28 protein-coding genes and 1 riboswitch are annotated in these 26,852 nt (G+C 63.4%); of the genes, 14 read left to right on the forward strand and 14 right to left on the reverse strand.

Annotated elements, in window-relative coordinates; genetic code table 11:
- Positions 1-62: 62 nt before the first annotated feature.
- Both AC0J5Z_RS05360 and AC0J5Z_RS05365 read right to left on the reverse strand, forming a co-directional pair.
- Positions 63-1,355: an MFS transporter gene (locus AC0J5Z_RS05360; protein ID WP_475037957.1), complete on the reverse strand. Its 1,293-nt coding sequence runs from the start codon at positions 1,353-1,355 to the stop codon at positions 63-65.
- 30 nt (positions 1,356-1,385) lie between these two features.
- Positions 1,386-2,603, reverse strand: a complete 1,218-nt coding sequence (locus tag AC0J5Z_RS05365; RefSeq protein WP_475037958.1) for a M20 metallopeptidase family protein — start codon at positions 2,601-2,603, stop codon at positions 1,386-1,388.
- A 141-nt stretch (positions 2,604-2,744) separates the two neighbouring features.
- On the opposite strand from AC0J5Z_RS05365, the gene AC0J5Z_RS05370 reads away from it, so the two are divergent.
- Complete coding sequence (locus AC0J5Z_RS05370) at positions 2,745-3,782, forward strand: Lrp/AsnC family transcriptional regulator (protein ID WP_475037959.1); 1,038 nt, start codon at positions 2,745-2,747, stop codon at positions 3,780-3,782.
- A gap of 14 nt (positions 3,783-3,796) precedes the next feature.
- Here AC0J5Z_RS05370 and AC0J5Z_RS05375 read toward each other — a convergent pair whose 3' ends face one another.
- Both AC0J5Z_RS05375 and soxR read right to left on the reverse strand, forming a co-directional pair.
- Positions 3,797-4,510: an SAM-dependent methyltransferase gene (locus tag AC0J5Z_RS05375; RefSeq protein ID WP_475037961.1), complete on the reverse strand. Its 714-nt coding sequence runs from the start codon at positions 4,508-4,510 to the stop codon at positions 3,797-3,799.
- A gap of 45 nt (positions 4,511-4,555) precedes the next feature.
- Entirely contained in the window at positions 4,556-5,080 is a 525-nt protein-coding gene (soxR, locus tag AC0J5Z_RS05380; protein WP_475037962.1) for a redox-sensitive transcriptional activator SoxR, read from the reverse strand.
- On the opposite strand from soxR, the gene AC0J5Z_RS05385 reads away from it, so the two are divergent.
- Together AC0J5Z_RS05385 and AC0J5Z_RS05390 are read left to right on the forward strand one after the other, a co-directional pair.
- The gene (locus tag AC0J5Z_RS05385; protein WP_475037963.1) at positions 5,079-6,512 is read left to right on the forward strand and encodes an MFS transporter; all 1,434 of its coding nucleotides are present in this window, start codon (positions 5,079-5,081) and stop codon (positions 6,510-6,512) included. The two genes, soxR and AC0J5Z_RS05385, sit on opposite strands and share 2 nt — an antisense overlap.
- Positions 6,513-7,010: 498 nt before the next feature.
- Positions 7,011-8,732 carry a DEAD/DEAH box helicase gene (locus AC0J5Z_RS05390; protein WP_475037964.1) on the forward strand — a complete coding sequence of 574 codons (1,722 nt, stop codon included), beginning with the start codon at positions 7,011-7,013 and terminating at the stop codon, positions 8,730-8,732.
- Between the two features lie 141 nt (positions 8,733-8,873).
- Here the strand turns inward: AC0J5Z_RS05390 and AC0J5Z_RS05395 are convergent, their stop codons facing one another.
- The 5 genes from AC0J5Z_RS05395 to AC0J5Z_RS05415 all read right to left on the reverse strand — a co-directional run bounded on the left by AC0J5Z_RS05395 (position 8,874) and on the right by AC0J5Z_RS05415 (position 12,229).
- Positions 8,874-9,524, reverse strand: a complete 651-nt coding sequence (locus AC0J5Z_RS05395) for an MBL fold metallo-hydrolase (protein ID WP_475037965.1) — start codon at positions 9,522-9,524, stop codon at positions 8,874-8,876.
- Between the two features lie 9 nt (positions 9,525-9,533).
- On the reverse strand, positions 9,534-10,541 hold the full coding sequence (locus tag AC0J5Z_RS05400) for an aldo/keto reductase (protein WP_475037967.1): 1,008 nt from the start codon (positions 10,539-10,541) through the stop codon (positions 9,534-9,536).
- 240 nt (positions 10,542-10,781) lie between these two features.
- Entirely contained in the window at positions 10,782-11,150 is a 369-nt protein-coding gene (locus AC0J5Z_RS05405; protein WP_475037969.1) for a DMT family transporter, read from the reverse strand.
- Positions 11,151-11,152: 2 nt separating this feature from the next.
- Positions 11,153-11,467: a DMT family transporter gene (locus AC0J5Z_RS05410; protein WP_011776163.1), complete on the reverse strand. Its 315-nt coding sequence runs from the start codon at positions 11,465-11,467 to the stop codon at positions 11,153-11,155.
- A gap of 9 nt (positions 11,468-11,476) precedes the next feature.
- A riboswitch (guanidine-III (ykkC-III) riboswitch) is annotated at positions 11,477-11,542 on the reverse strand.
- Positions 11,543-11,599: 57 nt separating this feature from the next.
- On the reverse strand, positions 11,600-12,229 hold the full coding sequence (locus tag AC0J5Z_RS05415; RefSeq protein ID WP_475037970.1) for a HutD/Ves family protein: 630 nt from the start codon (positions 12,227-12,229) through the stop codon (positions 11,600-11,602).
- Positions 12,230-12,326: 97 nt separating this feature from the next.
- On the opposite strand from AC0J5Z_RS05415, the gene AC0J5Z_RS05420 reads away from it, so the two are divergent.
- The 3 genes from AC0J5Z_RS05420 to AC0J5Z_RS05430 all read left to right on the forward strand — a co-directional run bounded on the left by AC0J5Z_RS05420 (position 12,327) and on the right by AC0J5Z_RS05430 (position 13,988).
- Complete coding sequence (locus AC0J5Z_RS05420; RefSeq protein ID WP_475037971.1) at positions 12,327-12,923, forward strand: phosphoribosylanthranilate isomerase; 597 nt, start codon at positions 12,327-12,329, stop codon at positions 12,921-12,923.
- 125 nt (positions 12,924-13,048) lie between these two features.
- A complete protein-coding gene (locus AC0J5Z_RS05425) occupies positions 13,049-13,498 on the forward strand; it encodes an SRPBCC family protein (protein ID WP_475037972.1) in 450 nt (149 codons plus the stop codon).
- An 88-nt stretch (positions 13,499-13,586) separates the two neighbouring features.
- Positions 13,587-13,988 carry a YccF domain-containing protein gene (locus AC0J5Z_RS05430; protein ID WP_475037973.1) on the forward strand — a complete coding sequence of 134 codons (402 nt, stop codon included), beginning with the start codon at positions 13,587-13,589 and terminating at the stop codon, positions 13,986-13,988.
- A 45-nt stretch (positions 13,989-14,033) separates the two neighbouring features.
- On the opposite strand, the gene AC0J5Z_RS05435 is transcribed toward AC0J5Z_RS05430, so the two are convergent.
- The 3 genes from AC0J5Z_RS05435 to AC0J5Z_RS05445 form a co-directional block, all read right to left on the reverse strand.
- Positions 14,034-14,837 carry a 2-phosphosulfolactate phosphatase gene (locus AC0J5Z_RS05435; protein WP_475037975.1) on the reverse strand — a complete coding sequence of 268 codons (804 nt, stop codon included), beginning with the start codon at positions 14,835-14,837 and terminating at the stop codon, positions 14,034-14,036.
- Positions 14,834-15,703, reverse strand: coding sequence for a DUF4031 domain-containing protein (locus AC0J5Z_RS05440; RefSeq protein ID WP_475037977.1), 870 nt, complete (start codon positions 15,701-15,703; stop codon positions 14,834-14,836). Before AC0J5Z_RS05440 ends, AC0J5Z_RS05435 begins: the two co-directional genes overlap by 4 nt.
- 131 nt (positions 15,704-15,834) lie before the next feature.
- Positions 15,835-17,169 carry an FAD-binding oxidoreductase gene (locus AC0J5Z_RS05445; RefSeq protein ID WP_475037978.1) on the reverse strand — a complete coding sequence of 445 codons (1,335 nt, stop codon included), beginning with the start codon at positions 17,167-17,169 and terminating at the stop codon, positions 15,835-15,837.
- Positions 17,170-17,379: 210 nt separating this feature from the next.
- On the opposite strand from AC0J5Z_RS05445, the gene AC0J5Z_RS05450 reads away from it, so the two are divergent.
- Genes AC0J5Z_RS05450 through AC0J5Z_RS05465 form a run of 4 tightly spaced genes read left to right on the forward strand, consistent with a single transcriptional unit; the run spans position 17,380 to position 20,489 of the window.
- A complete protein-coding gene (locus tag AC0J5Z_RS05450) occupies positions 17,380-17,790 on the forward strand; it encodes a TOBE domain-containing protein (RefSeq protein ID WP_475037980.1) in 411 nt (136 codons plus the stop codon).
- On the forward strand, positions 17,787-18,590 hold the full coding sequence (gene modA / locus AC0J5Z_RS05455; RefSeq protein ID WP_475037981.1) for a molybdate ABC transporter substrate-binding protein: 804 nt from the start codon (positions 17,787-17,789) through the stop codon (positions 18,588-18,590). Before AC0J5Z_RS05450 ends, modA begins: the two co-directional genes overlap by 4 nt.
- Positions 18,591-18,606: 16 nt before the next feature.
- Positions 18,607-19,419 carry an ABC transporter permease gene (locus tag AC0J5Z_RS05460; protein WP_475037982.1) on the forward strand — a complete coding sequence of 271 codons (813 nt, stop codon included), beginning with the start codon at positions 18,607-18,609 and terminating at the stop codon, positions 19,417-19,419.
- Positions 19,416-20,489 (forward strand): sulfate/molybdate ABC transporter ATP-binding protein, encoded by a 1,074-nt coding sequence (locus tag AC0J5Z_RS05465; protein ID WP_475037983.1) that lies wholly within the window; start codon positions 19,416-19,418, stop codon positions 20,487-20,489. The genes AC0J5Z_RS05460 and AC0J5Z_RS05465 overlap by 4 nt, the downstream gene beginning before the upstream one ends.
- A gap of 27 nt (positions 20,490-20,516) precedes the next feature.
- Here the strand turns inward: AC0J5Z_RS05465 and AC0J5Z_RS05470 are convergent, their stop codons facing one another.
- The gene (locus AC0J5Z_RS05470) at positions 20,517-20,852 is read right to left on the reverse strand and encodes a YciI family protein (RefSeq protein WP_475037984.1); all 336 of its coding nucleotides are present in this window, start codon (positions 20,850-20,852) and stop codon (positions 20,517-20,519) included.
- 216 nt (positions 20,853-21,068) lie between these two features.
- Here AC0J5Z_RS05470 and clpB point away from each other — a divergent pair, with 216 nt between their 5' ends.
- Positions 21,069-23,726 (forward strand): ATP-dependent chaperone ClpB, encoded by a 2,658-nt coding sequence (clpB, locus tag AC0J5Z_RS05475; protein WP_475037985.1) that lies wholly within the window; start codon positions 21,069-21,071, stop codon positions 23,724-23,726.
- Between the two features lie 9 nt (positions 23,727-23,735).
- Here clpB and AC0J5Z_RS05480 read toward each other — a convergent pair whose 3' ends face one another.
- Entirely contained in the window at positions 23,736-24,605 is an 870-nt protein-coding gene (locus AC0J5Z_RS05480) for a septum formation family protein (protein ID WP_475037986.1), read from the reverse strand.
- A gap of 243 nt (positions 24,606-24,848) precedes the next feature.
- Here AC0J5Z_RS05480 and AC0J5Z_RS05485 point away from each other — a divergent pair, with 243 nt between their 5' ends.
- The 3 genes from AC0J5Z_RS05485 (at position 24,849) to AC0J5Z_RS05495 (ending at position 26,808) form a co-directional block, all read left to right on the forward strand.
- Positions 24,849-25,073 (forward strand): DUF3073 domain-containing protein, encoded by a 225-nt coding sequence (locus AC0J5Z_RS05485; protein ID WP_011776148.1) that lies wholly within the window; start codon positions 24,849-24,851, stop codon positions 25,071-25,073.
- A gap of 185 nt (positions 25,074-25,258) precedes the next feature.
- Positions 25,259-26,041 carry a VOC family protein gene (locus tag AC0J5Z_RS05490; protein WP_475037988.1) on the forward strand — a complete coding sequence of 261 codons (783 nt, stop codon included), beginning with the start codon at positions 25,259-25,261 and terminating at the stop codon, positions 26,039-26,041.
- On the forward strand, positions 26,038-26,808 hold the full coding sequence (locus tag AC0J5Z_RS05495) for a VOC family protein (protein WP_475037990.1): 771 nt from the start codon (positions 26,038-26,040) through the stop codon (positions 26,806-26,808). The genes AC0J5Z_RS05490 and AC0J5Z_RS05495 overlap by 4 nt, the downstream gene beginning before the upstream one ends.
- Positions 26,809-26,852: the final 44 nt, after the last annotated feature.

Genomic DNA, 26,852 nt, shown 5'->3' on the forward strand with positions numbered 1-26,852 from the left:
CTCTGCATCCCAAAAACCCAGGGAAGAGCGCAGAGCGGGCCTCGCAACGAAAGCCGGAGAACTTAGACAGTCAGGTCCTTGCCCTTCGTCTCCGGGATGGAGAAGGCGAACGCGATGCCCACCAGCAGCAGGATCACTGCGTATACGTTGAACAACTGGGCCTGCCCGATACTGCCGAGCCACGTCTGCAGGTACGGAGCCGTGCCGCCGAACGCAGCGACGCAGATGGAGTACGGAACGCCCACGCCGATGGTGCGGATGTGCGTTGGGAACAGCTCGGCGTAGACGGCCGGGACGATCGCGGCGCTGCCTGCGATGAAGAACAGCATCACTGACATGGACACAGCCAGCTGCCACGGCGAGTCCTTGAGCAGCCACGTCATGGGGAAGTGGAGGAGGGCGGCGCCCGCAGCTGAAACGATGATCACAGGCTTACGGCCGATGCGATCGGACAGCTTGCCCCAGAACGGCAGGGCTGCGATGAACACCACGTTGGCGACCACACCTGCCCAGAGCGCCTCACCGCGGTCCATCTTCAACGACGTTGCTGCGTAGCTCGGAGCCACAACACCCCAGATGTAGTAGACAACGGTCAGGCCAACGGTGAGGCCGATAACCTGCAGCGCCTGTTTGCGGTACTTCACGATCTGGGGCCAAATGGGCAGGCGCTTCTCGTTGGGTGTCTCGGCCTCGAAAGCTTCGGTTTCCTTCATCTTTGCCCGCATGAACAGTGCGTAGACACCCAGTGCGCCACCGATGAGGAACGGAATGCGCCAACCCCAGGCGCTCATATCTTCCTTGCTGAGGGTTGCGGTGAGGATGGCGCCCAGCAGCGTACCGGCCAAGATGCCGGCAGTGCCGGACGTGTAGATGAGGGTGGCCCAGAAGCCGCGGTGTTCCTTGGGTGCCATCTCTGACAGGTACGTTTGCGACGACGGCAACTCGCCACCGTGGGCAAGGCCCTGGATGAGTCGGGCCACCAGCAGCATCACCGAAGCGAAGGCGCCAACGGCAGCGAACGTCGGCGCGATCCCGATGAGGAGGCTGCCCACTGCGCCCAGTGCCACGGCCACGGTCATGGATGTCTTGCGCCCGATCCGGTCACCGATCCAGCCAAACACGAACCCGCCGAACGGACGGGCAACGAACCCGACGGCGAAGATCGCCAAGGTGGACAGTACGGCTGAGGTGGGGTCGGCTTGGCTAAACAAGGCACTTGCGATGAACGGCGAGAACGTTGCGTAAATCGCCCAGTCGTACCATTCAACGGCGTTGCCGATGCCGGTGCCGACCAGAGTGCGCATGTGGGACTTGTGGGCCTTGACGTCGGGGGACGTTCCTACGGTGGTGGTCATGTGCTTCTCCAAGTTCAGGCGGGCCGGGAGTTAGTTGCCGGCGAGGGCGGCGATACGGGAAACGGCAAGTTCGGCATACAGCGCGGCACCGTCGGTGAGGACGCCGTCGTCGAACATTGCGTACGGCGAGTGGTTGAACGGCGACGTCGTGTGGTCGGCGCCGGGGGCAACTGCGCTGAGTCCCACGAAGGTGCCGGGGACTTCGGCCAGGACCCGGGAGAAGTCCTCGGAACCGCTCAGGGGAGTGGCCATCCGGGTATGCCGGGACTCGCCGAACATTCCGGCGATGACCTTCTCCGCAGTGGTGGTCTCGTTCTCATCATTGATGGTGAGGGGGTATTCCTCTTGGTACTGCACATCCACTTCCAGTCCATGGGCTGCGGCGATGCCTCGAAGCAGCCTGGGTACTGCTTCCATCATCTTCCGACGGGACTCCTCGGAGAAGGTCCTGATGGTGGCTTCGATGCGGGCGGTCTCGGGGATGACGTTGCGTTTGGTCCCGGCCTGCAGCACTCCGACAGTCAGGACAACGGGATCGAACATGTTGAACTGGCGCGTGATCATGACCTGCAAGGCGGTGACCATCTCTGCGGCAGCGCTGACAGGGTCCTTGGCCAAATGCGGAGCTGATCCGTGGCCACCGGCGCCAAGCACGGTGACGAAGAGCCCTGCCGAGGAACTGAGCATAACGCCCGGCTTGGTGACGAACTGGCCGTGGGGTTCAAGTGAGGAGAACACGTGCATTCCGTAGGCGGTGTCCGCGCGACGACCAGCCGCATCCAGGACACCTTCCTTAATCATGTAGCTTGCACCATCGAAGCCTTCTTCGCCGGGCTGGAACATCAGGATGACGTCGCCGGCCAACTGATCCCGGCGCTCGGCCAGGAGCGTGGCGGCACCGGCCAGCATCGAGGTGTGGAGGTCGTGGCCACAAGCGTGCATGGCGCCATCCACACGGGAGGTGTAGTCCACACCCGTGGTCTCCTGCACGGGAAGTCCATCCATGTCGGCACGCAGCAACACCACGGGCTTCTCAGCTGATGCGTGAGCCGCACCGCCGCGCAGAACCGCGGTGACCGACGTCGTTTCCTTGCCAAGGGTGATCTCGTAAGGCAGCCCATCCAACGCCTGGAGTACCTTCTCCTGCGTGCGGGGGAGCTGCAGGCCGATCTCCGGTTCGCGGTGGAGGTCGTGGCGGAGGCGGACGATGTCCTCTTGCAGTTCCTTGGCGTCGGCGGCGATGGTCATCTGTTCTCCTGGTCTGTCTCGGTGGCGTGTTCCTTATGCCATTCTGGGGTGACGTGATTCACATGGAGTCAAACAACTGTAAATATGCATTTGGACCCTCATTTTGGCAGGAATCATGAGTATTTCTGGAAGAATGGGCTCATGGACCTCAGTGAGGAAGACCTTCGCCTGATCAACGCGCTACAGATCTCACCCCGGATCAGCTGGTCAGACGCCGGAGAGGTCCTGGGCGTCCACGCCACCACGCTGGCGGCGCGATGGGAGCGCCTCCGTGCGGCCGGTGCAGCCTGGACCACTGCCCATCTCATGGGTGATCCGAAGGACATGTGTTTGGCCATGGTGGATATCGACTGCGAAATGCACCTCAGGCCGGACGTCACCTCTGCCGTCGCTCAGCTTCCCGAGGTCATCACCGTGGAAGAGGCTGCCAGCAACCGCGACCTCACACTGACTGTGATTACCCAGGACCTGGAACAGTTCAGCACGCAGGTGTTGCCGAGGCTCAAGGAAATTCGCGGTATCACCAAATACCACACGGCCCTCTGCACACGGATCCACACCAGTGGCTACGCATGGCGGCTCAACGTCCTCAGCAAGGCCCAACAGCAGGCGCTCCGGGCGCTCGCCGGACCCGAATCGGCAAACCCGTCAGTGCCGGACGCAATCGTGGTCCCGCTCCCGGAGAGTCATCTGGCGCTCATCCCGTTCCTCGCACGCGACGGCCGGGCCACAGCAGCAGAAATCGCCCGCGCCTTGGGCCGAAACCCCGCCACAGTCCAGCGGCAACTGGGCAGGGTCCTGAGCAGCCGGATGTTGTCCTTCCGCTGCGAAATCGCCCAACAATTCTCCGGCTTCCCCATCACGGTCCAATGGTTCGCGAACGTTCCTGCGGGCGAGCACGAAGCCGCCGGCATGGAGTTGCGGGCCATCAGGAACATCCGCTTCTCCGCGTCCACCACAGGCCGCACCAACTTCACCATGATCATGTGGTTGCGCTCGCTGGCCGACGTCATGGAAATGGAGCTCACCATCCAGCAGCGGATTCCGGGCATCCAACTCGTGGAGAGCGTGGTCATGCTGAACACGGCCAAACGCGTGGGATGGATGCTCAATCCGGACTCCACCGCCACAGGACACGTGGTGCCATCCTACGGAGAATTGCTGCCAGCCGGTGTCTAGGCATGCCTCGGCATTTAGCGGTGCTTGGTGGCCCTCAAGACCGTGTCCAAGGTAGTGCCGGACTCGCCGTCGGGTCCCGTGACACTACGTGCCCGGTCTGTCAGGACGTTCACGAACCACGGCTCGCGATCCAGCCGCAAAGCGCCGGCCAGCTGCTCTGGTGTGAAGAACATGCCGGACTCGTGATGGTGGCTCCACGACGGGAGTCCGTGCGGATGATGCCCCACCACCAGCAACGTGCCACCGGGTGCCACGGCCGCCGCTGCTGATGCCACGGAATCCCGCCACGGCAAGAGCGGAGAGTGCAGGAACTGGGCCGAGACCAGATCGAAGACCGGCTCAGGCTCCCACTCGGTGAGGTCCTGTTGATGCCACGTGATCCGCTCGGCAACACCGCTGTCCGCCGCGTGCGCGGCTGCCCGTTCAAGCGCGACGGCGGACACGTCCATTGCCGTGACGTTCCAGCCTTGTGCGGCGAGCCAGATGGCGTCCGCGCCTTCACCGCAGCCCAAGTCGAGCGCCTTGCCGGGCTTTAGGTCCCTGGCCTCTGCGACCAGTTGCGGATTCGGGTTTCCGCTCCACACCTTGGGACGCTCGCGGTACATTCCGTCCCACATGTCCACGGCATTGTCGGCGTCCTCGTGGAGGTTCAGGCCGCTCTGCTGAGCCCCTTCGTGGGTGTGCTGACCGGGGTGGTGAGTACCGGCGTCGTGCATGTGTTCAGTCATAACTCAAGCGTGCCGCGACGCTGCGTTGAAAGGCAATGCCTGTTGCTATTTCGGCAACGTCCAGCGCTGGGCGCCGGCACCGGATGCCCCGAGTTCATCAGACGGGTTCTGCAACGTGCAGGATTTCAGGCTCAAGCAGCCACAGCCGATGCACCCATCGAGGTCGTTGCGCAGATGCTGCAAAGCTGCGATCCGCTCGTCCAGCTCCTTGCGCCATCGCAACGACAACCTGGACCAGTCGCGCTTGGTGGGCGTCCGGCCGTCAGGTAATGAGTCCAGCGCCTCGCGGATGTCCTTGAGTGGCAATCCCACACGCTGGGAAGTCTTGATGAACGCGACCCGCCGCAATGTGTCCCGCCGGTAACGCCGCTGGTTGCCGGCCGTGCGCTCCGCTTCTATGAGCCCGTTGCGCTCATAGAAATGAAGGGCCGACGCCGATACTCCACTTCGTTCGGACAGCTCACCGATGGTGAGTGGCCGGTGCGTTTCGACTGGCGGCATGGGTTGCTTTCGGTGGCGGGGGTGGTGGATTGACCTCAACATTAGTTGAGGTTCTAGGCTGGCGTCCATGACCTCTGACACCTCAACGGCCGGGATACTGCGCCGTCCATACCTGCTTGCCACCGTTGGCGCTTGCGCACTCGTGTTCCTGAGCGCGTTCGAATCCCTCGCGGTGACAACCATCATGCCGCTCGTGAGCCGCGACCTGGACGGAGCCAGCCTCTACGCGCTGGCCTTCGCCGGCCCATTGGCGACGGGCGTGATGGGTATGGTGGCCGCCGGCAACTGGTCCGACCGTCGGGGTCCGGCGGCGCCGCTGTACTCCTCCGTGGCATTGTTCGTGGCTGGCTTGCTGATCGCCGGTACGGCCGGAACCATGGAAATGCTGGTGCTGGGACGGTTGGTCCAAGGTCTCGGTGGCGGCGCGATGACCGTTGCCCTCTATGTGTTGGTGGCCCGCGTCTACCCGCCCGTACTGCATCCCAAGATCTTTGCCGCCTTCGCCGCGTCCTGGGTGGTTCCTTCCTTGGTGGGGCCGTTCGCTGCGGGCGTGGTGGCCCAGCTGAGCAGTTGGCATTGGGTGTTCCTTGGTGTTGTGGGCTTGGTTGTTCCAGCCTTGTTGATGGTGGTGCCGGCCGTGCGTGGGATGGATTCCGAACCCGCTGCCGCGCCCGTCCCTTGGGCTTTCGGTCGGATGGGGTGGGCGGCTCTGGCGGCCGTTGCCGTCCTGGGACTGAACCTGTCCGCAGAGGTGCCGGGCGTGGGCGGGGTGATTGCCGTCGTCGCACTTGTTATTGCTCTTATCGCGGTGAGGCCGCTGGTTCCGCGCGGGACCCTTACTGCCCGGCGCGGTTTGCCTAGCGTGATCCTGGTTCGTGGGCTGGCGTCGGCCGCGTTCTTTGGGGCCGAGGTGTACCTGCCTTACCTGCTGACTGAGCGCTACGCGTTCACGCCGACGTTCGCCGGGCTGACCCTGACCGGTGCCGCCTTGGCGTGGGCCGGGGCGTCGGCGATTCAGGGGCGCCTTGGTGCTCGGTTGGCTGACGATCTCGCCGTGAAGATCGGAGCCGCACTGGTGCTGGTAGCCGTGATTTCGACGCTGGTGACTGCGGCGTTCGCCCTGCCTGCGGCCGTGGCCATCACCGGTTGGATCCTTGCCGGTGGAGGTATGGGGCTAATGTACCCGCGGCTGTCCGTGATGACGTTGGCGCTGTCCACTGAGGAAAACCAGGGCTTCAACAGCGCGGCCATGTCCATCTCCGATTCCCTCGGCGGCGCGCTTTCACTCGCTGCCACGGGACTCGTGTTCGCGGCATTTACGACGACGAACTCGTTCGCGGGGGTCTTCGCGCTAACGGCGGTGATCGCCGTCGTCGGGGTCGTTATCGCGCCGAGGGTCGCCGCCCGCTCGGTTGGGACGGGTATGGGTGAGACGGGTGCCCAAGCGGGTGCCCAGACGGGTGCCCCAGACGCGCAACCCGAGCTCTCGCGCCACGCCTGACTCGTTGTGGGGCCTGCTCTGCGCGCTATGTGAGCCCGGAAGCACGCAAAGCGGGCCTCGCAACGCCGGGTGGGTGAGTTGTGGGGCCTGCTCTGCGCGCTATGTGAGCCCGGAAGCACGCAAAGCGGGCCTCGCAACGCCGGGTGGGTGAGTTGTGGGGCCTGCTCTGCGCGCTATGTGAGCCCGGAAGCACGCAAAGCGGGCCTCGCAACGGGGGCCGGAACTGCCCCGATGCGGAGCCGTCGTAGAAACACTGCTAAGCTAGGAACACTTGATGTGCGGTGACGCCCTGAAGCAGGTGGCCTGAAAGGCTGCGCGACGGGGCATTTTTCATGTGAGAGGCACATCCTGCGTCGATGAACGCGTTCCATTTGGTCCCGGCCACCGCTGTTGCAGCGAACTGGTAGACCACCTGACTTTTCCTCGGCGAACCCCTGGCCCAACCGGCGTCGGGGGCCGATGTCCGCAACTGGACACCGCCCGAAAGACATGAAGTTTATGACTACTTTTGCTGCCCTTGGCACGCCCAAGCCCATTGCTGAATCCCTCGCCACAGATGGCATCGAAGAGGCATTCCCCATCCAGGTGAAAACCCTTCCGGATACGCTCGCAGGCCGCGACGTCCTGGGCCGTGGCCGCACCGGCTCCGGCAAGACCATCGCTTTCGCTATCCCGCTCGTGGCCCGCTTGGCCGAGCGCGAAGCCAAGCACTTCCGCAAGCCGGGCCGCCCCATGGGCCTCGTCCTTGCACCGACCCGTGAACTGGCAACCCAGATCAACGCAACCATCGAGCCGCTGGCCAAGGCCATGGGCCTGAATACCACGGTCATCTACGGCGGCATCTCCCAGGCACGCCAGGAAAAGGCGCTGCGCGCCGGTGTCGACATCGTCATCGCCTGCCCCGGCCGCCTCGAAGACCTGATCCGCCAGCGCATCCTGACCCTCGAAGCCGTTGAGGTCACCGTGCTGGACGAGGCCGACCACATGGCTGACCTCGGCTTCCTCCCGGTAGTCAAGAAGCTCATGGACATGACCCCCACCCAGGGTCAGCGCCTGCTCTTCTCCGCGACGCTGGACAACGGTGTTGACAAGCTGGTCAACCGTTACCTGTCCAACCCGCTGACGCACTCCGTGGACGATCCCCAGGCCGCTGTCACCACCATGGAACACCACGTCCTTGTGGTCAACGACCAGACCGTCAAGAAGCAGCTCATCGTTGAACTTGCCTCCGGTGCCGGCCGCCGCGTCCTCTTCATGCGGACCAAGCACCACGCCCGCAAGCTTGCCAAGACCCTCACTGACGCAGGCATCCCCGCCGTTGACCTTCACGGCAACCTGTCGCAGAACGCCCGCGACCGTAACCTCGCCGAGTTCTCCAACGGTGACGTACGCGTCCTGGTGGCCACCGACGTCGCAGCCCGCGGCGTTCACGTCGACGACGTCGAACTCGTCATCCACGTGGATCCGCCCACAGAGCACAAGGCGTACCTGCACCGCTCAGGCCGTACGGCCCGCGCAGGTTCCGACGGCACTGTGGTCACGCTGACGCTCCCCGAACAGCAAAGCGACGTCAAGAAGCTCATGAAGGCTGCCGGCGTTGACGTTTCGTTCGAACGCGTGACGGCCAGCTCGCCCTTGGTTTCAAAGCTCGTGGGCGACATCGCGGACAAGGTTGATCCCCGCACCCGTGCGGCTCTCCTCGCAGCGAAAACCCAGCAGGGTGGCGGCACGTCCACCGGCGCCAACGCCCAGCGCAAGCGCGCACGCCGTTCCACGCAGGCTGCGCCCACCGCTGGTGGTCGTGGCGGTCGCAATGGACGCGGAAAGGTCGCGGCTGAGCCGGTTCGCACGGACGTCAACCGCGCTGAGCGTCGCGCAGCAATGAACGACGACGTCGCCCGCAGCCCTCGCGGTCGCGGCAAGGCAGGTTCTACTCACCGCAACGACGTTCCGGGCTCGCAGGGCCAGAACGGTCGCAGTGGCCGTCCGGCTACCGGCCAGCGCTCAGCTTCGGCTCCGCGCACGGCATCCACCACGAGTACCCGTACCGGCGGAAACAAGGCCGTTTGGTCTTCCGCGACGGGCGCTACGTCCGGCGGATCCTACGGTTCGGGTGCCTCCGGCAACTCCAGTCGCGGTGGTTCCGGCGCAGGGCGTCCGGCACGCAGCGGTCCCCGTCGTGCATCGGCACCCGCGTCGAACGAGCGTCGCGGCCGCTAGTCTCCCGTTGTGAGGCCCGCTCTGCGCCCTATTCCCTAGGTTTGGCGTGCAGAGCAGGCCCCGCAACACGTGGGCGTAACGTTGTGAGGCCCGCTCTGCGCCCTATTCCCTAGGTTTGGCGTGCAGAGCAGGCCCCGCAAATCACCACCCTCGGGCGCGCCACTCCTCAAGGTGTGGCCGCTCGGCGCCGAGGGTCGTGGGCAATCCATGGCCCGGGTGCACCAGGGTCTCGTCCGGATAAGCGTCGAACAGTCGCTCCGACACGTCGTTCAACAGAGAAGTGAAGCGTGCAGGATCATTCTGTGTGTTGCCGACGCCGCCCGGAAACAACGAGTCTCCACTGAAAATGTGGGCAGGTCCGTTCGGATCCTGGTACACGAAAGCGATCGAGCCCGGGGTGTGTCCACGCAAGTGGACCGCCGTGAGCTCGAAGCCATCGAACTGCTCGACGTCGCCGTGACCAAGCCGGACATCCACCGGAACCGGCAACGCATCGGCGTCGTCCGCTCCAGCCGAGGTGGTTGTCCCGGTGACTTCCACCAGTTCCGCCAGCGCCCGGACATGGTCCCAATGCTGGTGGGTGGTGGCGATTCGGACGAGCTTCGGCGTTGCGGAAGTATCTGCGGCACTGTCCTGGAGCAGCTGCTGAATGGCCGGAAGGTCGTCGGCGGCGTCGATCAACAACTGCGCACCCGTGGACTTTGAGGTCAACAGGTACACGTTGTTGTTCATCTCGCTGACCGAAATGCTGCGGATAGTGACGTCACGCAGTGAATGAATAAGCGAATCCATCGTGTCAGTCTATGCAGTTGCCGTGTTGGCTTCGCGGCCCTGCGACACCCAGTTGGGGTCTGCGGAGCGTGAACCCACGACGGCGGCCGCAGCTTGGTCGAGCTTCTCAAGTTGTGCTGTTCCCAGTTGCAGGGACAGTGCCCCCAGGTTCTCGTCGATCCGGTGCGTTTTGCGCGTGCCGGGGATGGGGACCACGGAAATCCCGAGGCGCTGACCTTGGGTAAACAGCCAAGCCAGGGCTACCTGGGCCGGAGTTGCATCCAGCCCGCTGGCTACCTCGCGGACCGCGGTCACTACGGCCTGGTTCGCATCAAGTGCCTCGTCACCAAAACGGGGGATCTTATGCCGGAAGTCATTTTCCCCAAGGTCGCTCGCGCTGACGGTTCCCGTAAGGAACCCGCGGCCAAGCGGCGAATAAGGCACGAACCCGACGCCAAGTTCCTTGGCTGCAGGAACAACGTTGAGCTCAACATCCCTGCTCCAGATTGACCATTCACTCTGGACCGCGGCTATGGGATGGACAGCGTTGGCCTGCCTGAGCTCCTCGGCTGTCACTTCAGACAGTCCGAGGTGCCGGACCTTGCCCTCTCGGACCAGCTCCGCCATGGCCTCCACGGTTTCCACTATCGGAACGCGGAGGTCCCGGCGGTGCAGGTAGTAGAGGTCAATAACGTCAGTGCCCAAGCGGCGGAGGCTCGCTTCCGCGGCTTGCCTGATGTAGGGCGCATCCCCGCGGACTCCCGTGTACCCGTCCGCGGGGTTGCCCTCAATTCCAAACTTTGTGGCTACCTGGATTTCGCCGCGACGCTCCTTTAAGATCCTGCCCACGAGTTCCTCATTGCTGCCCGCTCCGTACACATCCGCGGTGTCGATGAACGTGATGCCAGCTTCCACCGCATGCCTGAGCGTTTGCAGGCCTTCCTCCGGGTCGATTCCGCCATAGACCGGCGTGAGGGCCATTCCGCCGAAGCCGAGGGGGCTGACCTTGAGGCCGTCGCCGAGCTGAACTGCAGTCATGAACTTCTCCAATGCGCGTTTGAGTGCTCTTGAAGGCGTGAACTCGCTAGTTCGCGAGGGTATTCCTGCGGGAGCCCGAATTGGGCGAAGGGTGCCCGGTGCGTGGTGATTATCCCGGGGCACCCCGAGCCCGATTCGATGGCTCGCTGCGCATTCGATGGTAGGAGACGTCTAATGCGCAGCGCCCCATCGAAACGGAGCGTCCGCGGCACGAGAGAGCCCGCCGAGAGCGAATGATAGCTACTCGGGCTTGGCTGCAGGCTTGTCAGCGGGCAGGGCTTTCAAGCCGGCAGCACAGCCCACGATGCCCGCGATGAACAGCAGCTTCAGCGGGCTCGCGGATTCCACGCCGGTGATCATGGCCCAGCCAACGGTCAGTGCAGCACCGATACCCACCCACACCGCATAGGCGGTGCCGAGGGGGATTCGCTTCACCGCGATGCCCAGTCCGAGCATGCTCAGGACAGCAGTGACGGTGAAAACCAGGGTGGGCATCAACTGAGTAAACCCGTTGGACAGGCCCAACGCGGTGGCCCATACGGCTTCGAGCAGCGCTGAAGCCAGGAGGATGATCCAGAAGATTCCGGTGTTCTTAGTATTCTCAGTCATGGCTACGCCACCACCTTCAGGCCGACTACACAGGCGCCGATGCCAGCAAGCAAAAGCAGCCGGGCCGTCGTCGCACGTTCAACCTTGGTGACCATGGCGTACGTAGCTGTCAGTACGACGCCGACGCCAACCCACACCGCGTAGGCCGTGCCCGTGGGGATGGATTGCATAGCGATGGCGAGCCCGCCCATGCTGGCGATGACGGACACCAGGAACACAACGGTCGGGACGGGTTTGCGGAAGCCCTTGGAACGGTGGAGCGCTGCGGCCCACACGGCCTCGAGTGCTCCGGAGAGAATGAGAATTAACCACGACATGACATTTCCTTTGGCCAGTCTTGTCGCGTGCCGGGTACTGAACCGTCGTCCGGAGGTTCCAGAGGGGAACCTTCATTTCAGGCTAGCAACTCCCGCGCGGGGTGGCCACCTCTGGTGGCTAAAGTCACCAACTCAGGCGTGCGACGGCTCAACGTGATCGATCGAGACCACAGCGACAAAGCCACGGCCTGAGATCTCCGGGCTGCGGGTATCCGAGCCGACCACGGCATCGTATCGGGACAACTCAACCGGTTCGCCGAGGCTGGGTGCGGGGTTGTCGCCGTCGGACTCTTCTTCCACAGCGGCGCCGGGCGCAACGGTCGCCTTACCCTCAAGCAGGACGGCCAACTGGCCCTCGAAGACCGGGTGTGCGCGCTTCTTGGAGATCTCCACTATGGAGGTGTAGCCCTTGAAAGCGCTGGCACGTGCGATGACGTTCAAATCCCGTATGTCGCCCGTAGGGAGTGCTGCCGACGACGCGGCCTCGCCCGAGAAACGGAACGGGCGGTACTTCTCCAGCGGATGTTCGGAGCCGTCCACGGTGAGGAGCAGCAGTTCCCCATCGATGATGGTGATGACGCGCTCCATACCCGGGAACATGGAAAATTCGCCGGCCTTGGAGACGTCCGCGATGCTGACTCGCCAGTCCCAGGCACCGTCCTGTGCGGAGGCGGCTTTCGGATGGCTGGCGAGTTCGCGTGTCACCCCGCCCCCGTTGCGCCAAGGTTCGGGATGGATGTCGGCAAAGCGGATAATCTCCATTCGACCAGCCTAGTGGTGGACGCAGCTTCTGCGTTGGCATTGTGGCTTGCTACCGTCATATGTGGAAAACGTTGCGACTAAAAGCTGGAGGCACGGCATGTTCGTCAAAGTGTGCGGCTTGAGCACGCCTGAATCTGTGCGCGAAGCGGCCGACGCCGGTGCAGACGCCGTCGGTTTCGTGCTCACCACCAGCCCCCGCGAAGTCAGCCCGGATCAGGTGCGCATTTTGCTGCCGCTGGTGCCGGAGGGTGTTCACTCGGTGGGTGTTTTCCGGCATGAAGCTGCCGTTGACGCCGTGGCTACTGCTCGTGCGGCCGGACTCGAATGGGTGCAATTGCACGGCCACCGGACTGCCGATGACGTCAAAACAGTGCACGACGCCGGGATGCGGCTCATCCGGGCCGTCACCATGGGTGCCTCCCAGGACGAGTTCGCGGACCTGGGCGAAGAGATTTTCCTGATCGACGCCGCCGTGCCGGGGTCCGGGGAGTCCTGGGACTACGCGTCCGTCCGGACCAAGGGTCTCGAGGGTCGGGAGTGGCTCCTTGCAGGGGGACTCGAGCCCGGCAACGTGGCATTCGCTGCAGCTGCAGCTGGCGCGTGGGGGGTGGACGTTTCCTCCGGCGTCGAGGCTTCCCGCGGGGTGAAGGACCTGGCCAAGATCCGCGCCTTCGTCGAAGCCGCCAAAGCCTAGAAGCGCTTACTGTGTCAGTGGGACACCATAGACTCGCTCACGGCGACACGAATCACGGAAATGCGCCACTCACTTAACGCGCCCCCACGGAAACACGTCGAAACACGGAAACCAGGAGTTAAGCAATGAGCACGGAACAGTACACCCTGACCATGAGCCGCGAATTCGATGCTCCCCGCGAGAAGGTTTTTGAAGCCTGGATGGAGCCGGACAAGCTCACCCAGTGGTTCGGGCCTGTAGAAGTGGAGGCCCCCCGCGACCAGATCATCGTTGAACCCCGGGTTGGTGGCATCTGGCAGGTAGTCATGGTGTGGTCGGACGAGAATGGCGAGCAGTCGGCCCCCATCGAAGCCACTATCACTGAGCTGGACAGCCCGGCTCTTTTGGTCGCGCAGGCCAAAGCTGCTCCTGACGCTGACCATGAGTACGAGGAAATGCACCTCGAGTTCGAGGACCTCAACGGCCGTACCCGGATGAATCTCACGCAGGGGCCATTTGCGTCCGAAGAGTGGGTTGAGATGACACGCGACGGTTGGGGCACCTCGTTCGACAAGCTGGACGGGCTTCTGGCATAGCCCGGTGGCGTAGCGCTGCTGCAAGTCAGGGAAGATTCAGGGCAGACCCCTAGGCTATTTATCAGGGCCGCAGGGGAGAATGAAGACTATGAAAACGCTCCTTAACATCATCTGGCTTGTCTTCGGTGGTTTCTGGCTGGCCTTGGGTTACTTCGCGGCGGGCATCATTTGCTGCGTGCTCATCGTGACCATCCCCTGGGGCATCGCTTCGTTCCGGATCGGTGCTTACTGCCTGTGGCCCTTCGGCCAAATGGTGGTTGAGAAGCCGGGAGGGGCTGGGGTGTTCGCGCTCCTCGGTAACGTCATCTGGCTCTTGGTTGCGGGCATCTGGATTGCCATCGGACACGTGGTCACGGCAGTTGCCATGGCCATCACCATCATCGGTATCCCGCTGGCCATCGCCAACCTCAAACTGATCCCGGTGTCGCTCATGCCACTCGGCAAACAGATTGTGCCCACCAACCAGCCGTTCGTCAGCAACTACCGCTAGGAAGGCGCCGTCCATTTAGACGACTCGCTGCGTGGCAGACACTTCCTACCGTCTAGCCTGCAGCGAATCGTCTAATCGGGGAGAAGGAACGCCCTGAAAGGCGCCGTCCCGGAGCAGAGCCACCACTGAACTCCCGTCCAGCTCTGCGGCGATGCTGACATCTTCAGCGAAACCGGTCTCGATCAGTTCCCGACCACTTGAACAGCCCCGCAGGGTGGCTGCAAGGCGGGGTTCGGCGGCATCGAAGGCTGCAGCAGCATTTTCTGCCTCGGGAGAAAAGTTGCGACGCCCTGCTGCCGCCAGTCCGGCGATGAAGGCTCCGGCCCCTAACTCGTCCTCCAATGCCGGCCGCAAAGCCCCATGAGTCCACTTCTCTCCCGCTGCTATGACGGCAATCACGGAATCAGCAGGGAGTGCAGAGTGCACCCAGTCAGCCGTCGCAGCAGCGTTGCGAAGGGACACGGCAACCACCTGATGTGCCGAAGCCGCCAGCTCGTGGCTGATCGTCGACCCGTTGGGGGAGGGCAACACCACCCGGTCCAACACCGGCGCGCCACGAAGACTCGCAGGGGACAAGCTCAGCCCTTCCGAATCCCGGGGCCCAGCCAGCGCCGCACTATGGTGGGCTGCGAATTCACTCGCCGAGACATCCCTCAGCGGATATGGAAAGACCATCGCCCTACGGTCCACCGCAACACTTACGCACGTGGTGAAGGACAGGACGTCAACCACCACCGCAAGGTCGGCTCCAGGCGCAACTGCACGGGCGCCGTCGAGCCCCCATTCGAAGCGCACCGAATACGGCAGTTGCCGTTGCGGCGCCCCAGGTTCGTTGGGGAAACCGCTCACGCGAGTTCGCCGGCCAGGTTCCGGCGGGCAGCGTCGAGCCAGAGGGCCTTGGCGCGTTCGCTGTGGAACAGCGGGTCCAGCCTCAGGAGACGACGCACGACGGCGGCGCGCCCCTTCGCGAAGTCGTCGTCGCTGACGTGGGCGTAGTCTTCGCGGACGGCGGCCAGATAGCGTGAGTAGGACTGCTGGTCGCCGCCGAGTACTGAGAGGTCGGCGTCGCAGAGAAGCGCACCGGCATAGTCGCCCGTCTTTGGACTGTGCGTGGAGGTGAGCCGAACCAGGCGCGCTACCTCGGCCACTTCGTGGGGGGCTAAACCGGCGGCCGTGAGGCGGTCCTCGGCCAAGCGTGCAGACTCCTCTTCGTCCTGCCCGGCCAATCCTTCGTAGACGGCGTCGTGAAACCACGCCGCCAGGGTGACTGTAAGCGCAGGCTGTTCCGGTTCAATCAGCACGTCCAAGGCTTCAAAGACTGCCAGCAGGTGTGTCCGGCTGTGGTACTTCCTGCCCTCCTCACCCCAGCGTTCCAGCAGCTCAAGGCCCAGCTCCTCGTGGCCAGGAAAGGTGCTGTTCCAACGTTCCATCAAAGGTACTGTCAAGGCCTTGCTCCGTTCACGAGCCGGAATGCGCAGTCCGCTGGCGATGAGCTTACGGACCAGGATGCGGGCCTCCACAGGGATGGCACCCGCCGTGACGAGATCATCGTATCGACGTTCGGGGACGTCGTAGTGGTCTCCGTCGAAGGCCCGCTCCGGAACTCCGGCAGAGGCTGCGAACTCGTGCAGCTCCTCCAGCGACGTGTCCGAAACGAGGTGTGAAAAAACGGTTCCATGCGCTGGCCACAGAGGGGGATCGACATAGATGGCCATGGGCACAGTGTACCCAAGCGATCCTTCCCAGTTGCCGGCCATCGGGACGTCTACCGCCGTGCTGCCGTCCCGGAAACTCGGGCGTCACTGCCCGCGCTGATCACGGCAACTGGGAAGGAGTGTAAGGAACCTCAGTGCTCGGCCGGCAGGATGTTCTGGTTGCCGCGGAACACGTTGTCGGGATCGAATTCGTGCTTCACCAAGGACAGCCGCCGGTAGTTCTGTTCGCCGTAAGCCGCCATGATCCGGTCCTGTCCTTCGTCACCAATGAAGTTCAGCCACACGCCGCCTGTGGTGTGCGGAGCGATGTCCTGCCGGAATTGCTTGACCCAGGCTTTTGCCTCCTGCCCGCCCTCCCGGGTTTCGGAGAGGCCGAACGGGTGGCTGACCCACGATGCCCCCCGATGCTGCAACGGCGTGTTCGCGGCGGCAGGCCCGGAAACTGCTCCGCCCCAACGCGCCACCAGCTGCTGCGAGTGTGGTCCCGGAAGGCGTTGCGCGGAGTCCACCAGAAGATCCAGTGCGTCGTCAGTGAGCTCGTTATGGTAGTCGGCGCTCCAGTAGTTGAAATGGTCAGGCGGGTCGTCGATCATGCATTGGAAGTCCGCATATTCCATGGGTGAGACCAGGTCCACTGAGGGGCCGAGCTCCTTGAACGGCTTGGCGTGCTCCTCGCCGGCCTCAACATCGCCGGCGTAGATGTAGGCCATCCCGACGGCGAGCTTGCCCACCATCTCTGCCGGGACGAACTCTTCCGGCGGAGCGGTGAGGTACACCAGGGCTGTCCCCACGGCGTCGGGCACCTCCAAAGCAAGCCCGCGGAAGGCGCGCGACAAATCCGTGGCGTCCTCCCCGGGAAACAGCATGAGACCGGCCATGACAGTGGGTCCGAGGTCATGCAGCTTGAACGTCAAGGAGGTAACCACGCCGAAGTTCCCGCCACCTCCGTGGAGGGCCCAGAACAGCTCGGGGTTCTCGCCCGGGCTGGCGGTAACCCGTTCGCCGGACGCCGTAACCAGGTCAACGGAGAGCAGGTTGTCGCACGCGAATCCGTACGAGCGCTCAAGCCACCCCGAGCCCCCGCCCAGCGTGAAGCCCGAGACTCCCGTGGTGGAAGCACGTCCGCCCGTAACGGCCAGCCCGTACTGCTGCGTTGCGCGGTCGAACTCGCCCCAGGTCAATCCGGCGCCCGCCGTGGCAGTCTTCATCTCACGGTCGACGCTGATCGACTTCATGGGACGGACGTCAACCACCAGACCGTCGTCATTGGTGGACATGCCCGCCACTGAGTGTCCGCCCGAGCGCACCGCAACGTCCAAATTGTGGTTGTGCGCATAGCTCAACGCTTCCGCTACCTCGCCGGGATCCGAGCATTTGGCGATGACGGCCGGCTTGCGGTCGATCATCGCATTGAAGAGTTTTCGGGCTTCGTCATAGTCCGGGCTGTCCGGACGAATCCATTCCATGGGACGTTCCTTCGCATCGGAAACTCTCCCCTAGAACAGGGTACGTCCGCGCCTCCCATCGGACCATGGGTAAAGCAAAGAAGTACGACGTCGGCGGCGCACCTTCGCGGCCGAGGCACCTTCACACCTACGCGCCAAGCCCAGCAGTCATATTTCGTTTGCGATGGATTGGGCTGCTCTGATCCGCAAATACGGCACTATGATGCAGTTATGCCGCACATACGAATTTCCGAGGCCGCGCGCTTCCTGGGTGTCAGCGACGACACCGTGAGGCGATGGACCGAAAATGGAACGCTGACTGCCCGGAAGGACGCAGCTGGGCGCCTCGCAGTGGACGGACTGGAACTCGCCACGCTTGCCCGCGACCAATCCCATCTCCCGGACGACCCCTCCCGTTCCGGAAGTTCGGCCCGGAACCGTTTCATCGGACTGGTCACTGGCATCACGGCGGACAAGGTCATGGCCCAGGTAGAGCTTCAGTGTGGTCCGTTTCGCGTTGTGTCGCTGATGAGCAGCGAAGCCGTCCGGGAGCTCGGGCTGGAACTCGGTTCGGTAGCCACAGCCGTGGTGAAGGCCACCACCGTCATCATCGAAACACCGCAGGGAAAGAGCGTCATATGAGGATCACACGTAAGCCTCTCGCCGCAGTGTTGGTTGCAGGTGCCATAGCGGCGAGCCTGGCGGCCTGCGCCCCCGGCAACCCCGCGCCTGCGGTCACAGGCTCTGCCAACGTGCAGCCCACGATGTCCGGGGAGATCACCGTTTTCGCGGCGGCATCCCTGAAATCGACCTTCACGCAGCTGGCCAAAGACTTCGAAGTCCAGCACCCGGGCACCAAAGTAACTCTCAGCTTCGCAGGGTCTTCTGACCTGGTCACGCAGATCACCCAGGGTGCCCCAGCGGACGTCTTCGCTTCAGCAGATACCAAGAACATGGCCAAGCTCGCCGAAGCGGATCTCGTGGACGGAACAGCAACCAACTTCGCCACCAATGTCCTTGAGATCGCCGTTCCGCCCGGCAATCCGGCGTCGATCTCTTCCTTCGCGGACCTCGCCAAGCCCGGCGTCAAAGTGGTGACCTGTGCCAGCCAGGTTCCCTGCGGCGCTGCAACGAAGACCGTTGAAAAGGCGACAGGAACCACGTTGAGCCCGGTCAGCGAGGAATCGTCGGTGACCGATGTCCTGGGCAAAGTGACCTCGGGCGAAGCCGACGCAGGCCTGGTCTACGTAACGGACGTCAAGGGGGCCGGCGACAAGGTCAGGGGCATACCCTTCCCGGAATCGGACAACGCCGTCAACACCTACCCCATTGCCGCGGTTGGTACCAGCAAGAACAAGGAACTCGCAGCTGCGTTCATTGCAAACGTCACCAGTGAAGCAGGTAAGAAGGTGCTCAGGGACGCCGGCTTCGGAACGCCGTAGCGGAGGCTACTGGATCATGATGAAGCGGAGCGACTACCACGGCATTCCGCGGTGGATTTATGTCATCGCGGCTGTGGGTGGACTCCTGATGGTGCTTCCCTTGGCGGCGATGCTGTTGCGGGTGAACTGGCCACAGTTCATTCCACTTATCACCTCGGAGTCGTCCCTTGCCGCCTTAGGCCTGAGCCTAAGGACGTCAGCCGCCAGTACCGTCCTTTGCGTCGTCTTGGGAGTTCCGTTGGCGCTGGTGCTTGCCCGCGGCGAGTTCCCCGGACAAAGGCTTCTCCGCTCCTTCGTCCTGCTGCCACTGGTGCTGCCACCCGTCGTCGGCGGACTTGCTCTCCTGTACACGTTCGGGCGGCAGGGGCTCCTCGGAAAGTCCCTTGAACTGGCCGGGATCCAGATCGCGTTCTCCACCTCGGCGGTGGTTTTGGCCCAGGCTTTCGTGGCCCTGCCGTTCCTGGTGGTCAGTTTGGAAGGCGCCCTTCGAACAGCCGGAAGCAGATATGAGGTAGTCGCGGCGACCCTTGGCGCACGGCCCACCACCGTGCTTCGTCGCGTCACGCTCCCGCTGGTGCTCCCCGGGCTTGCGTCCGGTGCTGTGTTGTCGTTTGCGCGAAGCCTTGGCGAGTTCGGCGCCACCTTGACCTTCGCCGGCAGTTTGGAAGGCATCACCCGCACCTTGCCGCTCGAAATTTACTTGCAGCGGGAAGCTGATGCGGACGCCGCCGTCGCGCTTTCCTTGGTGCTGGTGGCGGTGGCAGTTGCGGTGGTTGGGCTCAGCTATGGCCGCCGGCGAAGCAGCACCCCTGTGGAAGTCCAGCCATGACCTTCGAGCTGCAGGCTAGCGTCCGCGCCAGGAACTTCGACATGTCCATAAGCCTCGCTGAAGGTGAAACTGTGGCCATCCTCGGTCCCAACGGCGCCGGCAAGTCCACTCTGCTGGCCGTGATTGCTGGTCTGCTGCGACCGGATGCGGGCTCGGCACGAATCGATGATAAAGAACTCTTCAACCTCGACGGCGGCACCCACTTTTGGATCCCGCCGCACCTGCGGGGGACTGCGCTTCTGGCCCAGGAAGCTCTCCTGTTTCCGCATCTGAATGCCTTGGACAACGTGGCATTCGGGCCGCGTAGTGCGGGTGCTTCGAAGGCAGCCGCGCGGGAAAGTGCCCGGCACTGGCTGGCCGAAGTTGATGCCCTTCCCCTGGCCGAGCGGAAGCCCGCCCAGTTGTCCGGAGGGCAGGCCCAACGCGTCGCCGTGGCACGCGCCCTGGCTGCTCAGCCCGAGTTGTTGCTTCTTGACGAGCCCATGGCCGCGCTGGACATCCACGCTGCGCCATTGCTCCGCCGCGTCCTCAAACGAGTCCTGCGGGACCGCAATGCCATCATCGTCACGCACGACATCCTGGACGCCTATATGCTCGCCGACCGCGTCATCGTGGTGGAGAAGGGACGCATCACGGAAGAAGGACCCACTCGTCAGGTCCTTGAAAGACCACGAAGCCACTTTGCTGCTGGCCTCGCCGGCCTCAACCTCGTCGCCGGTACCATTGGGTCCGAGGGAATTACGACGCCGGATGGCCGGGTTTTCGCGGGCCGGCATGATCCGGACTGGTCACCAGTGCCCGGCCAGGCAGGCGTGGCCGCCTTCCCGCCGTCGAGCGTTTCCGTCTTCCTGGGCGACGTGCACGGAAGCCCCCGCAATTCCTTCCTGGTGACCATCACGGACCTTGAGCCGCATGGCGACCAGATCCGGGTGCGTGCCAGCGCGGGTCCATCGGCGCAGGTCCTGTCTGCCGACATTACGCCCTCGGCCTCGGCCGATCTTGGCCTGGTGCCGGGCATGGAAGTCAGGTTTGTGGTCAAGTCCGCGCTGGTGTCGGTCTACCCGGCCTGAATACTAGGCGCTACTCCCGGTGCATCGCTACATTCCCGGCATGTCCAGTGCCTCGTAAACCTGGATGGAAGCACCCGGCATCATCAAGTGCGGATGCCCTTCGAGGAGAGCGAGTGCGCCGTCCATGCTGTCGGCTTGGAGGATGGTGTAGCCAGCCACGCCGGTGGTGGCGTCGGAAACACCCGAGCTACCCACCTCTTTGCCGCCGCCAAGGGGCGTCCCGAGGTCAACGATGCCGTCGCCAGCCTTGGCGGCCCAGTCCATCCAGACTTTCATTCCCTCTGCCGCCGACTCGGGAGAGGCGTCCTGCATGGCAGATTCCGCGGACTGCGGAGCTGTGTAGAGCACCACATATTTGGTCATGTCAGGTCCTTTTCGAAGTTCTCGCGAGCACGCCGGAAGGAGGCCCCGCCCGGTCACAGCCCGATAGTAGACCCCCGTTATTCACATAGCCATGGTTTTGTCTGGACAGTGGTTTCGCTGTGGGCAAACATGGAACCCAGTGAGCCCAAAAACAAAGTTGAGCGTAGTAGACTCAACTTTGTAATCATAGGTATCACTCCAGAAAGGGAGCACTCTTTGGACGTCAAATTCACCACCAAAAGCCAGGAGGCCCTTTCTGCGGCCGCCATGAACGCCTCGACTGCCGGCAACCCGCAGCTTGAGCCTGCCCACCTGTTGAAAGCCCTCATGGACCAGCGCGAGGGCGTTGCCGTTGCATTGTTGCGTGCCACCGGCGCGGACCCTGATGCCGTCAGCGTGCAGGCCAGCTCCGCCATCAAGGCGCTGCCGTCCTCCTCGGGCAGCTCCGTCCAGCAGGCGCAGTTGTCCCGCCAGTCCATGCAGGCCATCCAGGCCGCCCAGAATGAGGCCGACAAGCTCGGCGATTCCTTCGTCTCCACAGAGCACTTGCTGCTGGGACTCTCGGCCGGAAGTGACGCGGTGGGAAAGTTGATGCGCGACGCCGGGGCCTCCCACGAGGCACTGCTCGCCGCCCTGCCGGGTGTCCGGGGTGACAGGAACGTCAACTCCCCGGATCCGGAGAACACCTTCCAGGCCTTGGAGAAGTTCGGCACCGATCTCACGGCGGTGGCCCGCTCGGGCAAGCTGGATCCCGTCATCGGTCGCGACAGCGAGATCCGACGCGTCGTCCAGGTCCTGAGCCGCCGCACCAAGAACAACCCCGTGCTGATCGGTGAGCCGGGCGTTGGCAAGACCGCCGTCGTCGAAGGCCTCGCCCAGCGCATGGTGGCCGGGGATGTCCCGGAGAGCCTGCGCGGCAAAACGCTCATCGCACTGGACCTGGCGTCCATGGTGGCCGGCGCGAAGTACCGCGGCGAGTTTGAGGAACGCCTCAAGGCAGTCCTTGAAGAGATCAAGAACTCCAACGGCCAAATCGTCACGTTCATCGACGAAATCCACACGGTGGTGGGTGCCGGCGCCACGGGTGAAAGCGCCATGGATGCAGGCAACATGCTCAAGCCCATGTTGGCTCGCGGTGAGCTGCGCCTGATTGGTGCCACCACCCTGGACGAGTACCGCGAGAACATTGAAAAGGACCCGGCCTTGGAACGCCGTTTCCAGCAGGTCTACGTTGGGGAGCCCAGCGTCGAGGACACCATCGGTATCCTCCGCGGCCTCAAGGAACGTTACGAGGCACACCACAAGGTGGCCATCGCCGACTCCGCTTTGGTCGCCGCCGCAACGCTGTCCAACCGGTACATCTCGGGTCGCCAGCTTCCGGACAAGGCAATCGACCTCGTGGACGAGGCCGCGTCCCGGCTCCGCATGGAGATCGATTCCGCGCCGGAAGAAATCGACCAGCTCCGCCGCGCCGTGGACCGTTTGACCATGGAGGAGCTGGCCCTCCAAGGTGAAACTGATCCTGCTTCGGTGGAACGGCTGGCTGCGCTCCGTGCGGACAAGGCCGATAAGAACGAAGAGCTCAGCGCCCTGAACGCGCGCTGGGAAGCCGAGAAAGCCGGACTCAACCGGGTGGGCGATCTCAAAGCGAAGATCGACGAGCTACGCTCCGCCGCGGACAAGTCCCAGCGCGAGGGTGACCTTGAGTCGGCGTCGCGGATCCTCTACGGCGAACTGCCGGCTCTCGAACGTGAACTCAGTGCCGCTGCCGAGGAAGAATCAGCCCGGAGCGATTCAAAGCCCGAGCTCATGGTCGCGGAAGACGTGACCGCGGACGACATCGCTGAAGTCATCTCGGCGTGGACAGGGATCCCGGCCGGCCGCATGCTCCAAGGCGAGTCGCAGAAGCTGCTGCACATGGAAGAGGAGCTCGGCAAGCGCCTCATCGGTCAAACCAAAGCTGTCCAAGCAGTGTCCGACGCCGTGCGCCGTGCCCGTGCCGGTATCAGCGACCCCAACCGCCCCACGGGTTCGTTCCTGTTCCTTGGTCCTACGGGCGTCGGCAAAACGGAGCTGGCCAAGGCCTTGGCAGACTTCCTCTTTGACGACGAACGCGCCATGATCCGGATCGATATGTCCGAGTACAGCGAGAAACATTCGGTCGCCCGCCTGGTGGGTGCCCCTCCGGGATACGTGGGCTACGAGGAAGGTGGCCAACTGACAGAGGCTGTCCGTCGCAGGCCCTACTCGGTGGTGCTGCTGGACGAGGTGGAGAAGGCCCACCCCGAGGTCTTCGACATCCTCCTGCAGGTTCTCGACGACGGTCGCCTCACGGACGGTCAGGGCCGTACCGTGGACTTCCGCAACACCATCCTGGTACTGACCTCCAACTCCGGAAGCCAGTTCCTGGTGGACCAGTCACTTGATGCCAGGGCCAAGCGGGAGGCTGTTATGGCCGTGGTTCAGGCATGGTTCAAGCCCGAGTTCTTGAACCGCCTGGATGAGATCGTGCTCTTCGATCCGCTGTCCGTAGAGGAACTTTCCCGAATCGTGGAGCTGCACGTGGCCGAGCTGAGCAACCGACTCCGGGACCGCCGCCTAAGCCTCGAGGTCACTGATGGGGCACGTGCGTGGTTGGCCATGTCCGGCTTCGATCCCGCCTATGGCGCACGACCACTTCGCCGGCTCGTCCAGCGTGAGATCGGCGACCGCCTGGCCAAGGAGATCCTGGCCGGCGAGATCACGGACGGTGACACCGTGTTGGTGGACACTTCGGCTGACGTTGGCGAGCTCACCATTGAGGGGCTGGAGGCCCTGGCAGGTCCCGACGGCGGCTTGCCAGTAAGTTCGGGGCTCACGGTTCGCCGGAAGTAGGTCTTCAGCCTACTTCTCGAGGAGATCTTCCTTGATGGTGTTGCCGGAATCCACCACGATGAAGCAATCAACGCGGCGGTCGCCCCGATCCCAACTAGTGGTGCTCGGGTATACGTTCTGCTGGAGCAGCACGTAGTTGTCGGACGCCGCGTTGAGCTTCACGTCCTTACAAACCTCGCGCCCTTTGTCCCTCAAAGCATTGGTTCCCGGGAAGGACTCGTCGGCACCGTACGTATGGACGGCGCCCAGTTGGGCCGAGTGCTCAGTGTCGCATGCTACCGCCCTGGCTTTTAAGGCGTTGGGATCAAAGTCGGCAAAGCAGTCGCCTACTTGGAAGTCCTTGGCCTCTGCGTCACGGGGGAGGGGACCGGCGGTGGGAGCTGCACTAGGCGTGGAGACGGCTGCTTCCGGGCGTGTACCGAGCAAGTTGAGCAGGACCCAAATCACAACTCCAATGAGTATGAGGACGCCAACGACGATTCCGCCGATAACCAATCGCTGCCGCTTGACCGGATCCCCATGAGGCTCCGGCTGCCCGTAAGTAGCCGTATCCCCGTGCGGTTCCGGCCGCCATTGCTGACCCGGGTATGGCTGCTGCCCGGCTTGCGGTTGCTGCCCGGGGTCAACGGGTGCAGCGGCGTCTTTCGGTGGCGCTGCATCCGTGGGTGGCAAGGCGGGATCGGGCTGGTCCGCCGGGCTGGGGACGAAATCCGGGTCGAGCTCGGGTGCGGGATCTGCTTGCAGACCTGACGGCGGTCCCTCAGGAGCCGCCGGCGGTTGCTGGCCCGGCGATGGCGGCGTTTGGGGCGCGGGAGGCACTCCATCCTCGCCTTGTTCGCGTGGTGAACCATCACGCGGTGAAGTGTTGTCCTGGCTCATTTTCCGGGGTGTGCCTTCCTGCTGTGGAGCCGCATTGAGGCAGACTCTACCCAATTTTCCCGTCTCTTGGAGGTGCAACGGCGTGGTTTCGACTCTAGTTGGCCCGGACGCCGGGCCGTGGTGGCGCGCAGGCACCCCCGAAAGCATGTAATCTAGACATACGACAAATTGACCAAACATTCCGGGGCCTCACCGATAGCCAAGGTGACCACCTCCGGTCCAAGTACAAAAGGGGGTCACGCCATGGGGCGCGGCCGTCAAAAGGCAAAAGCTACCAAGCAGGCTCGGGACATTAAGTACTATTCCCCGAACACTGACTATTCGGCACTTGAGCGGGAGCTCACGGGTCCGTCCAGTCGTGTAAAGAGCCACTTCCCCGACGATCCCCCGGAGCCGGACTATTCGGCTTATGAGGACAAGTACGCGGAAGATGACGACGACGAGGTAGACACCCGTCGGATCGGATAGCTGTCGCAACCAACAGGTGCCCTTGGCACTGAGCTGCGGACCGCCGTCGTACATCAAGGTCATCGCGCATTTCCGGATGCCGTATATCTTTTGAAAAAGGGCCTTCAGGCCACGCCATTCATTGGCGTACCCTGGGGGCCCTTTTTTGCGTAGGCTGGAGATCGAGCGCATCGAAAGGGAAATCCATGCCGGAGGTCGAGAGTTACAAGCAGGGGACACCGTGTTGGGTGGACCTGTCCTCCACCGATATTGACGTTTCAAAAAGGTTCTACAGCGACCTCTTCGGATGGGAGCTGGATGCCATGGACGCCGGAAATGGCATGACCTATTACATGGCCAAACTCCAAGGCCGGTACGTCGCCGGGATGATGCAGCAGCTGCCGGATGCGCCGGAGGGGATGCCTTCCTACTGGGCTAACTACATCGCCGTGGACTCCGCCGATGAAGCCGCCCAGCGCGTGGAGGCAGCTGGCGGAACGCTGATCGTCCCTCCTGACTCGGTCCCCAATGGCAGCGGACGCATGTTCTTCGCCACAGATCCCACCGGTGCTCAGATTGGCTTCTGGGAGGCTGGCAACCACCCCGGTTCGGGCCTGGTCAACGAGCCAGGAACCATGATTTGGAATGAGCTGCAGACGGACGACGTCCACAAGGCCGTAGCGTTCTACGAGGCTGTGACGGGATGCACCAGCGAGACGACGCCGGCCGGTGACCTGCAGGAGTACACGAGCCTGCTGGTGGATGGAAGACGAATCGCGGGTGCGCTCAAGTTGCCCATTGAAGGACTGTCACCGTTCTGGATGACGTACTTCAACGTTGTGGACATCGATGCCACGGTGGAGCAGGCTGTCGAGTTGGGCAGCCACATCATCGCGCCGGCTTTCGATGTGCCGGGGGTTGGGCGAATGGCGGTCCTCATGGATCCCGCCGGAGCGGCGTTCAGCATCATGACGGGCTTGGCAGCATGACGTCACGCAAGCACTACGCCAGCGGTGAGCCGTGTTGGGCCGACCTGCAAACCAGAGATGTCGCGGCGGCAAAAGTGTTCTACGGACAGGTCTTCGGCTGGACCTTCAAGGACCTGCCCACACCGGACGGCCGCAGCTATGCGCAGGCTTTCGTCAAGGATCAGCTGGTGGCTGTCATCGCCCCTCAGAACCCCATGCAGGAGGCCGCCGGAACGCACGGCCAGTGGAACGTCTACATTTCGGCCACTGACACCGAGGAAATCGCGGAGAATGCAGTCCATGCGGGAGGGAAACTTCAGTTCGGGCCGGAAGCTGTTGCGGACACGGGGGTCCTGGCGTTCATAGAGCCTCCGGGCGGTGGTACCACGGGTATTTGGCAAGCCGGAACTCACGTGGGGAGTCACTTGTTCAACGAGCCCGGTGCTTTGGCTTGGGCCGAACTGCTGACACCCGAGCCGCAAGCCGCCGTCGCGTTTTTCCAGCAGCTTTTCGGTCACGAGGTCACCGAATACCCCCAGGACGACGGCGGCAGTTACAGCACGCTGATGGTCAAGGGCGACGAGGTGGCCGGCATCGTTCCTGCCGATGAGGGCGACGACGCCGGTTGGCAGATTTACTTCGGCGTAGCGGATCTGCGAAAAGCCGTAGAAGCAGCAGCCGCCGCCGGAGGAGAGCTTCTCGTGGAACCGGAGGATAAACCCGATACAGGGTCCCTCGCCACCATTCAGGATCCACAGGGTGGGGTCCTGAGCCTGATCCAGGTCTAGGAAAAGCAAAAGAGCGGCCGGACAGTCTAGGACTGCCCGGCCGC

The sequence above is a fragment of the Paenarthrobacter sp. TRD_SC_7 genome (assembly GCF_056156245.1).

Coding starts and splice junctions, on each gene's coding strand:
- AC0J5Z_RS05360 (WP_475037957.1), bottom strand. CDS start 1,355: ATGACCACCACCGTAGGAACGTCCCCCGACGTCAAGGCCCACAAGTCC.
- AC0J5Z_RS05365 (WP_475037958.1), bottom strand. CDS start 2,603: ATGACCATCGCCGCCGACGCCAAGGAACTGCAAGAGGACATCGTCCGC.
- AC0J5Z_RS05370 (WP_475037959.1), top strand. CDS start 2,745: ATGGACCTCAGTGAGGAAGACCTTCGCCTGATCAACGCGCTACAGATC.
- AC0J5Z_RS05375 (WP_475037961.1), bottom strand. CDS start 4,510: ATGACTGAACACATGCACGACGCCGGTACTCACCACCCCGGTCAGCAC.
- AC0J5Z_RS05385 (WP_475037963.1), top strand. CDS start 5,079: ATGACCTCTGACACCTCAACGGCCGGGATACTGCGCCGTCCATACCTG.
- soxR (WP_475037962.1), bottom strand. CDS start 5,080: ATGGACGCCAGCCTAGAACCTCAACTAATGTTGAGGTCAATCCACCAC.
- AC0J5Z_RS05390 (WP_475037964.1), top strand. CDS start 7,011: ATGACTACTTTTGCTGCCCTTGGCACGCCCAAGCCCATTGCTGAATCC.
- AC0J5Z_RS05395 (WP_475037965.1), bottom strand. CDS start 9,524: ATGGATTCGCTTATTCATTCACTGCGTGACGTCACTATCCGCAGCATT.
- AC0J5Z_RS05400 (WP_475037967.1), bottom strand. CDS start 10,541: ATGACTGCAGTTCAGCTCGGCGACGGCCTCAAGGTCAGCCCCCTCGGC.
- AC0J5Z_RS05405 (WP_475037969.1), bottom strand. CDS start 11,150: ATGACTGAGAATACTAAGAACACCGGAATCTTCTGGATCATCCTCCTG.
- AC0J5Z_RS05410 (WP_011776163.1), bottom strand. CDS start 11,467: ATGTCGTGGTTAATTCTCATTCTCTCCGGAGCACTCGAGGCCGTGTGG.
- AC0J5Z_RS05415 (WP_475037970.1), bottom strand. CDS start 12,229: ATGGAGATTATCCGCTTTGCCGACATCCATCCCGAACCTTGGCGCAAC.
- AC0J5Z_RS05420 (WP_475037971.1), top strand. CDS start 12,327: ATGTTCGTCAAAGTGTGCGGCTTGAGCACGCCTGAATCTGTGCGCGAA.
- AC0J5Z_RS05425 (WP_475037972.1), top strand. CDS start 13,049: ATGAGCACGGAACAGTACACCCTGACCATGAGCCGCGAATTCGATGCT.
- AC0J5Z_RS05430 (WP_475037973.1), top strand. CDS start 13,587: ATGAAAACGCTCCTTAACATCATCTGGCTTGTCTTCGGTGGTTTCTGG.
- AC0J5Z_RS05440 (WP_475037977.1), bottom strand. CDS start 15,703: ATGGCCATCTATGTCGATCCCCCTCTGTGGCCAGCGCATGGAACCGTT.
- AC0J5Z_RS05445 (WP_475037978.1), bottom strand. CDS start 17,169: ATGGAATGGATTCGTCCGGACAGCCCGGACTATGACGAAGCCCGAAAA.
- AC0J5Z_RS05450 (WP_475037980.1), top strand. CDS start 17,380: ATGCCGCACATACGAATTTCCGAGGCCGCGCGCTTCCTGGGTGTCAGC.
- modA (WP_475037981.1), top strand. CDS start 17,787: ATGAGGATCACACGTAAGCCTCTCGCCGCAGTGTTGGTTGCAGGTGCC.
- AC0J5Z_RS05460 (WP_475037982.1), top strand. CDS start 18,607: ATGATGAAGCGGAGCGACTACCACGGCATTCCGCGGTGGATTTATGTC.
- AC0J5Z_RS05465 (WP_475037983.1), top strand. CDS start 19,416: ATGACCTTCGAGCTGCAGGCTAGCGTCCGCGCCAGGAACTTCGACATG.
- AC0J5Z_RS05470 (WP_475037984.1), bottom strand. CDS start 20,852: ATGACCAAATATGTGGTGCTCTACACAGCTCCGCAGTCCGCGGAATCT.
- AC0J5Z_RS05480 (WP_475037986.1), bottom strand. CDS start 24,605: ATGAGCCAGGACAACACTTCACCGCGTGATGGTTCACCACGCGAACAA.
- AC0J5Z_RS05485 (WP_011776148.1), top strand. CDS start 24,849: ATGGGGCGCGGCCGTCAAAAGGCAAAAGCTACCAAGCAGGCTCGGGAC.
- AC0J5Z_RS05490 (WP_475037988.1), top strand. CDS start 25,259: ATGCCGGAGGTCGAGAGTTACAAGCAGGGGACACCGTGTTGGGTGGAC.
- AC0J5Z_RS05495 (WP_475037990.1), top strand. CDS start 26,038: ATGACGTCACGCAAGCACTACGCCAGCGGTGAGCCGTGTTGGGCCGAC.